This is a genomic window from Flavobacterium hercynium, from assembly GCF_002217285.1.
Classification (GTDB): domain Bacteria; phylum Bacteroidota; class Bacteroidia; order Flavobacteriales; family Flavobacteriaceae; genus Flavobacterium; species Flavobacterium hercynium.
Genome location: NZ_MUGW01000059.1, coordinates 25,214 through 33,040, shown reverse-complemented (window position 1 = coordinate 33,040; position 7,827 = coordinate 25,214). Strand labels below are relative to the sequence as shown.

At 32.8% G+C, this 7,827-nt stretch carries 4 protein-coding genes; 1 reads left to right on the top strand and 3 read right to left on the bottom strand.

Annotation, left to right across the window (positions count from 1 at the left end; all coding sequences use genetic code 11):
• A partial coding sequence (locus B0A66_RS23000; protein WP_208862611.1) for a hypothetical protein occupies positions 1–1,887 on the top strand: 1,887 nt, incomplete at its 5' end.
• Positions 1,888–1,973: 86 nt separating this feature from the next.
• Here B0A66_RS23000 and thrC read toward each other — a convergent pair.
• The 3 genes from thrC to thrA all read right to left on the bottom strand — a co-directional run bounded on the left by thrC (position 1,974) and on the right by thrA (position 7,274).
• On the bottom strand, positions 1,974–3,263 hold the full coding sequence (gene thrC, locus B0A66_RS20905; RefSeq protein WP_089051794.1) for a threonine synthase: 1,290 nt from the start codon (positions 3,261–3,263) through the stop codon (positions 1,974–1,976).
• A 348-nt stretch (positions 3,264–3,611) separates the two neighbouring features.
• On the bottom strand, positions 3,612–4,529 hold the full coding sequence (locus tag B0A66_RS20900; RefSeq protein ID WP_089051793.1) for a homoserine kinase: 918 nt from the start codon (positions 4,527–4,529) through the stop codon (positions 3,612–3,614).
• 297 nt (positions 4,530–4,826) lie between these two features.
• Positions 4,827–7,274 (bottom strand): bifunctional aspartate kinase/homoserine dehydrogenase I, encoded by a 2,448-nt coding sequence (thrA, locus tag B0A66_RS20895; RefSeq protein WP_089051797.1) that lies wholly within the window; start codon positions 7,272–7,274, stop codon positions 4,827–4,829.
• Positions 7,275–7,827 lie beyond the last annotated feature (553 nt).

Genomic DNA, 7,827 nt, shown 5'->3' with positions numbered 1-7,827 from the left:
TTTCAGACAAAAAAAGTAAAGTTGTATAATTTTAATAAAGATGAATCTGTCAAATTACTTGAAAAATTTGAGGCTGAAATTAGAAAAAATAGTAGTGAATTTAGATTTGAACCAGAATCAGAAAATATCCTTGATGATTTCGAAAATTCATCTTATAAACTTACTTACTCTGATACAATTAATAAATTTAGGTCAGTTGATAGTTTGTCAATTGATAAACTTGGAATATCAAAGCATCTGTCAAAGTTAATTAGTGCTACTAAAATATCAAACGAGATTAATAATGATATTAAGCAGAAATTATTTAATCAAATTAAAGAATGTTTTTCTGGACAAAGAGGTTTAGAGTTATCGTCATTATGGGAAAAAGTGTTCAATTTTTATATAATTCATAATGCCGTTGAGGAAATTATTGATTTTACGAAAGATCAAATAAAAGCTATAACAAGTATAAAAAGAAAAGAAGAATCAGAAGAAATAACAAATGATTTATTAATTGATTTAAAAGAAAATTTACTTATACATTTAGCAAATTGTTTTGCAATGTCATGTTCTTTGAATAATTTATTGTTTACGGAAAAAGTTTTAAATAAAATCGGAGGTTTAGATACAAGAAATCAAAGTAATGCTATAATCAATGCTTTAACTTTTGATCATATTGAACCGAAAGCTAAAGCGATTATAAAATCTAATTTGCTTAGGCATCATTTAATATATTATCCGTTATTAAATTATTGTAAACATCCCCATGGTATTAATTTTTTGAGTAAAAAGTTATATGATAAGGATTTTGATTTTGATGAGAAAAAGATTGAATACTCTCCACGTTTTGTTCATTACAATGAGTTATCGCTATTTTATCAATTTAAAAATATTTTTCATCCTTCAGATAAGACATATAAATTAATGATTCAGAAAACATTTGAGGATTATCTACTATTTAATAAGTTAAATTCTCCATTGTATGAACCGTTTTTTCCTTCGTCAGTTGAATTAAATAAAGAATGTATACAGATTAATGTTCAAACTATTTCTAATCCAACTAAACTAAGAGTAGGTATTGTTAATTCAAAAACATTATTAAGTCATTCTATTAGTTCAATGAAAGGAACTCCTATTTTAAACTATGAAAGATTTGATGAAATAAATCACATTTTAAATCAAAGTTTAAAAAGGCAAAAATCAGATTTAATCGTTTTTCCAGAAATTTCTGTTCCTTATCAGTGGCTACCGCATCTTACCATGTTTTCAAAAAAAAATAATGTTGCAATAATATGTGGTTTAGAGCATATTACAAATAAAGAAAATGAAGTTTTAAATTATGTAGCAACGATTTTACCTTTTCGTTATAAAAATTATAGTAATGCTTTTGTAGATCTACGATTAAAGAAAGATTATTCTCCCGAAGAAACTAGGCAAATTGAAGGAAGAAAAGAATTTATTGTTCCATTTAAAAAGATGAATGATGAATTATTAAGGCTCTATCGTTGGAATAATATTTATTTTAGTGTTTTTAATTGTTTTGAATTAGCAGATATACGTAAACGTGCTATGTTTAGAGGTAAGGTTGATTTTGTAGTAACAGTGGAGTATAATAGAGATACAAACTATTTTTCTAATATTACTGATTCAATTTCTAGAGATATTCATGCGTATATTATTCAAGTTAATACTTCGGAATATGGTGATAGTCGAATAACGCAACCATCCGATTCATCAACGAAAGATATTTTAAAAATAAAAGGAGGCGACAATGTTTCCTTAATAACGTCTTGTATAAATATTCAGGATTTAAGAGAATTCCAAAAATTAAATTACTCATTACAAGAAGGTAATAGATATTTTAAATATACACCACCTAATTTTAAAATGGAAAATCGAAATTAAATAATTTATACAAAGCAAAAGAAAACCACAAATTGCACTATTGTTTCATAGTGTAATTTGTGGTTTTTAATTTTTATATAAAGCTGTTATCCCAAAAAAGCTTTCAATTCTTCATAAGTTCCAATCCTCACACTAACTTTCTCCTCATTAATAACACTCTCAATCTGAGCAGGAATAGGAAGTGTAATTCCCAAAGCAGGTTCAACGACATCAAGGAATTTAATAGGATGCGCTGTTTCTAAGAAAATACCAATCGCGTCGGCGTGTTTTTCCAGTTCTTTCTTCAAACCTAAATAGCCAACAGCACCATGAGGTTCTGCAATGTAACCATCGGTTTTGTAAATTTGTTTCATTGCTTTAAGTGTTTCTTCATCTGTGTAACTATAAGAAGAGAAGTCTTTTTCAAAAGCCTTTAAATCATTATTGTATAATTCTTGAATTCTAATAAAATTACTTGGGTTTCCAACATCCATCGCATTCGAGATTGTTGCTTTAGACGGTTTCGGATCGTATTTTCCGTTTTCTAAGAATCTTGGTACGGTATCGTTTACGTTAGTAGATGCTACAAAATGTTCGATTGGCAAGCCTAATTTTTTTGCCATAATTCCGGCACAAATATTTCCGAAGTTTCCGCTAGGGCAAGAGAAAACTAATGGTTTGTTTTGGCTTTTCAATGCTTTATAAGCAAAGAAGAAATAGAACATTTGCGGTAGCCAGCGTGCAATATTAATAGAATTTGCCGAAGTCAGGTTTTTATGCGCCAGCGTTTCATCTAAGAACGCTTTTTTTACCATATCCTGACAATCATCAAAAACACCATCAACTTCCAATGCTTTTATGTTTTGTCCCAAAGTAGTCAATTGCTTTTCCTGAATGTCGCTTACTTTTCCTGATGGGTATAAAATGACAACATCTACACCGTCAACACCTAAAAATCCGCTTGCGACAGCACCACCAGTATCTCCTGAAGTAGCTACTAAAACAGTATTTTTAACGTCTTTGTTGTCTTTATTGAAGTAGGCGAGGCAACGTGACATAAATCGGGCTCCAACGTCTTTAAACGCCATTGTGGGACCGTGAAATAATTCTAAGGAATAGATACCTTCCTCTACTTGTACAACCGGAAAATCAAAGCACAAAGTTTCTGCAATGATCTCTCTTAAATTGGCTTCCGGAATTTCATCTCCAATAAATTGCTGAATCACATCAAAAGCAATTTCTTCATGAGTCAGATTTTCGATTACATTAAAAAATGCCGGATTTAGCGGTGTAATATTTTCAGGGAAATATAATCCTTTATCACTCGCTAATCCTTGTATCACAGCTTCTTTAAAAGAAACTTTTGGTGCGTTATGGTTTAAACTGTAGTATTTCATTTTTTTAATGGCTTTAAGCTTTAGGCTTTAGGCTTTAGGCCTTTTTCCTACTGCTTGTTTATTTTTTTTAATAGCTTTATGCTTTAAGCATTAGGCATTAGGCTTTTTTTCCTTGTTTGCCTATAAGCTTACAGCTTTTTGATTTTTATGTTTTTTGCTTTAAGCTTTAAGCTTTACGCAGTAGGCTTTAGGCCTTTTTCTACGCTTGCTTGCAGCTTTTTTGTTTTTCGCAAAGATTTTAAGCTTACAGCCTAAAGCCTAAAGCCTACAGCTTACAGCTTACTATTGCTTATAGCTTCTTTATTTTTCGCAAAGGGCTTAAAGCTTACAGCCTAAAGCTTACAGCGTTCAAAGAACACGTACTCCATCCGGATTAATTTTCGAAACGTGAATTTCATACGGTAGATTCATTTTCTCGTATACCTCGCTCATGGCTTTTGCAATTTGATCGGCGGTATTTTTTCCTTTGCTTAAAGCGAAAATTGACGGGCCTGAGCCTGAAATTCCAGAACCTAAAGCGCCGTTCTCTAAAGCCGTTTGTTTGATTAAATCGAAACCTGGAATCAAAACGCTTCTTAAAGGTTCAACAATTTCATCGTGAAGTGACCTTCCAATTAAATCATAATCTTTAGTGTATAAACCAGCCACTAATCCGCCTACATTTCCCCATTGCATGATAGCGCTTTTTAGCGAAACAGTTTGTTTTAATACAGAACGGGCATCAGAAGTTTTTAATTCAATTTGAGGATGAACCACCGTAGCGAACAATTCTTCCGGACTGTCAATTCTGATAATATCCAGTGGACTGTAACTTCTTACCAAAGTAAAACCACCTAAAAGGGCAGGAGCAACATTGTCAGCATGAGCATTTCCGCTTGCCAGTTTTTCGCCCTGCATGGCAAATTGAACCAACTCTTTACGAGAATAAGGCTGTCCTAATAATTCATTAATTCCAAAAACAGCTCCCGCAGAACTTGCAGCACTGCTTCCAATTCCGCTTCCGGCTTTTATATGTTTGTAAATTTCGATTTCAAAACCGCAATCAACATCAAGAGTTTCTAGCATAGCAAGAGCAGCAACTCCCGCAACATTTTTCTCTGTTTCTAAAGGCAAATCAGCACCTTCAATTTTTGTGATGCGAACACCTTTTTGAGCTACTTTTCTAACGATCATTTCATCACCCGCATTGTCTAAGCAAAGTCCAAGTACATCAAATCCACAAGAAAGATTCGCAATAGTCGCTGGGCAAAATAGTTTTATTTCCATTTTTTTTATTAAGGTTCAGAGTGGCAAAGGCTCAAAGGTTCAGAGTTTTTTGCCAATCGTTATTTTTTTTATTTTTTAAGGTTCAGAGAGGCAAAGGCTCAAAGGTTCAGAGGTTTTTACCAATCGTTACTTTTTTTATTTTTTAAGGTTCAGAGTAGCAAAGGCTTAAAGTTTAAGAGGTTTTGCCAATCATTATTCTTTTTTATTTTAAGGTTCAGAGTGACAAAGATTCACAGACATATAGCGACAAAGACAAAACCTTTGCTCCTTTGCTGCTCTGAACCTTTGAACCTCCTTCTAATTATTCCCAATCCTAATTACATCTGCAAAAATTCCGGAAGCAGTTACAGCAGCTCCAGCTCCCGCACCTTTAATTAACAAAGGCTGATCTACATAACGATCTGTGTAGAAAAGAACGATATTATCTTTTCCTTCTAAATTATAAAAAGGATGGTCTTTAGCAATAAACTGAAGACCTACGCTTGCTTTTCCGTTTTCGAATTGCGCAACGTATTTCAATCTTGAATCTTTGGCTAATGCTTCTTTGTAAATGTTTTCAAAATGAGGAGCATGTTTTATAAGCGAAGCAAAGAAATCCTCATTGTTTGTTGTTGCAAGACATTCAGCAGGAAGAAACGCTTCGTTTTCGATTGCATCAATATCCATTTCGTAACCGCTTTCACGAATTAAGATTAAGATTTTGCGGGCAACATCAATTCCGCTTAAGTCAATTTTTGGATCCGGTTCAGTGAAACCCTGAACACCAGCTTCTTTTACAACATCGTGAAAAGAATTTTTCTCATCAAAATTATTGAAAATGAAGTTTAAGCTTCCGGATAAAACAGCCTGAATCTTATGTACTTTATCACCAGAGGCAATTAAATTTTTTACAGTATCTATAATTGGTAATCCCGCACCAACATTCGTTTCAAACAAAAACGGAGCATTGTACTGACGGGATAGATTTTTTAATTTTTTGTAATTGTCATACGCAGAAGAGCAGGCAATTTTGTTGCAGGTTACAACCGCAATACTTTGTTTTAAGAAATTCTCATAGGTTTCAGAAACACTTGCATTGGCTGTAATATCAACAAAAATACTGTTACGTAAATTCAGTTCTTTAGCGCGCTCAATAAAATGTTCTTTATTAGCAGGTTCGCCATTATCTAAAGCAGATTGCCATTCCTTTAAAGAAATACCATCTTCATCAAAAAGCATTTTTCTTGAATTCGACAAAGCAATAACACGTACATTGATTTTTAAAACTTCTTTTAAAAACTTTTTCTGATTGTGAATTTGTTCAATGAATTTCTCCCCAACATTTCCAACTCCCATTACAAATAGATTCAGCTGTTTAGTGTTTTCTTCAAAGAAATTTTCATGCAAAGTATTCAATGCTTTTTTCACATCCCTTTCGTTGATAACAGTAGAAATATTACGTTCAGAAGCACCTTGAGCAATAGCACGAATATTTACGTTGTTTTTACCAAGAGTACTAAACATTCTTCCGCTTAAACCTTGATGATTTTTCATATTTTCACCAACCAAAGCAATAATGCACAAGTCTTTTTCTACAATACAAGGATCAATTTTGTTTTGAAGAATTTCAACCTCAAAAGCGCTGTTTATAGCAGCTTCAGCATTATCAGCATCAGAATTTAAAATTCCGATACAAATAGAATGTTCAGAAGAAGCCTGAGTAATAAAAATCACGTTGATTTTTTCCTGAGACAATACTTCAAATAAACGTTTAGAAGAACCGGAAACACCAATCATTCCTGAACCTTCAAGAGTTAAAAGCGAAATGTGATCAATATGACTGATACCTTTTACAACCGTGTCTTGCGACGAAACCTGATTTGAAATTAAAGTTCCTTCCGCTTCCGGCTCAAAAGTATTTTTGATTAAAATTGGAATGTTTTTGTGTAAAACAGGCTGAATTGTTGGAGGATAAAGCACTTTAGCACCAAAGTGAGATAACTCCATCGCTTCCTGATACGAAATGGTAGCAATAGGCTGTGCTTGTTTCACAATTTTAGGATTAGCAGTAAACATACCGTTTACGTCGGTCCAGATTTCTAATTGTTCTGCATCCAGAGCACCGGCAACAATTGCTGCTGTGTAATCAGAACCGCCACGACCTAAAGTAGTTGTGATTCCGTCTTGAGTCTGGGAAATAAATCCAGGTAAAATATTGATTTGAAATTGACTTTCAGAAAAATAGTCCTGAATCAATTGATTAGAAATTTCGAAGTTTACAGCAGCCTTACCAAAATTACTGTCTGTTTTAATGATTTCACGGCTGTCTTTGTAAACCACATTTTTTGAGATTTGCTGATACGCCTGTGCAATGATGTAAGACGAAAGCAGTTCTCCAAAACTTAAAATAGTATCTGCAGTTCTGGGAGATAATTCACCCAGCAAAAAGCAACCATCAAGTAAAGTTTCTAAATGGTTTATGATTCTTTTTACATGGCTTAGCAAGCTGCTTTGCTCGCTTACAGGAATAAGATCTTTTAAAGTGTCAAGGTGTTTTTTCTCGATTTCAGCAACGATTTCTCTGTAACTTTCATCGTTTGCGGCAGCTTTTGCAGCAGCAGCTTGCAGTAAATCGGTTACTTTACTTAAGGCAGAAACAACAACAACTAATTGGTCTTCTTTAGATTTTTGATTTATAATTTCGAGAACTAGTTTTATATTTTGAGCATTGGCTACCGAAGTTCCGCCAAATTTTAATACTTTCATTTTGATATTTTTTTCTTTTTGTGCAATATTTTCATCTATCCAATACCTTTCTTCTTTCAAGAAAAAAGTATAGATAACCTAGGATTATATGTAAAAATGTATACCCCTAAGGGGTAGTAGTAATTGTAGATGTTGTTGTAGCAGTAATGGCAACCCAGTTTTGAGTTGATATCGAAGTGTGATATTTTATACTGTTATTTTCCATTATTGATTTTCCAAATGTACAAGTTTTTATAAAGAGCAAAAAATCAAATCGCCTTTTTACGAATATTTTAATAATCAGGAATGTAATAATCTAATACTGACTATTTGTTAAAATTTGAACGTTCAAAATAGGGGATTCCTATATTTAGATATAATTAAGATGGTTGATTTTCTTTTATTTAAGTAATAAGTAGGATTGTAAATGTTGCTTTAATCGTTAAATAAAGCAGAAATATAATGCATCAAAGGCTCTACACCTGTATTAATTGAAACAACGACATATACATATTAGTCGATTCAAAAAAAATGAATTCATCCGAATGATAAGAAAAGCAACCTTCAACGGTTG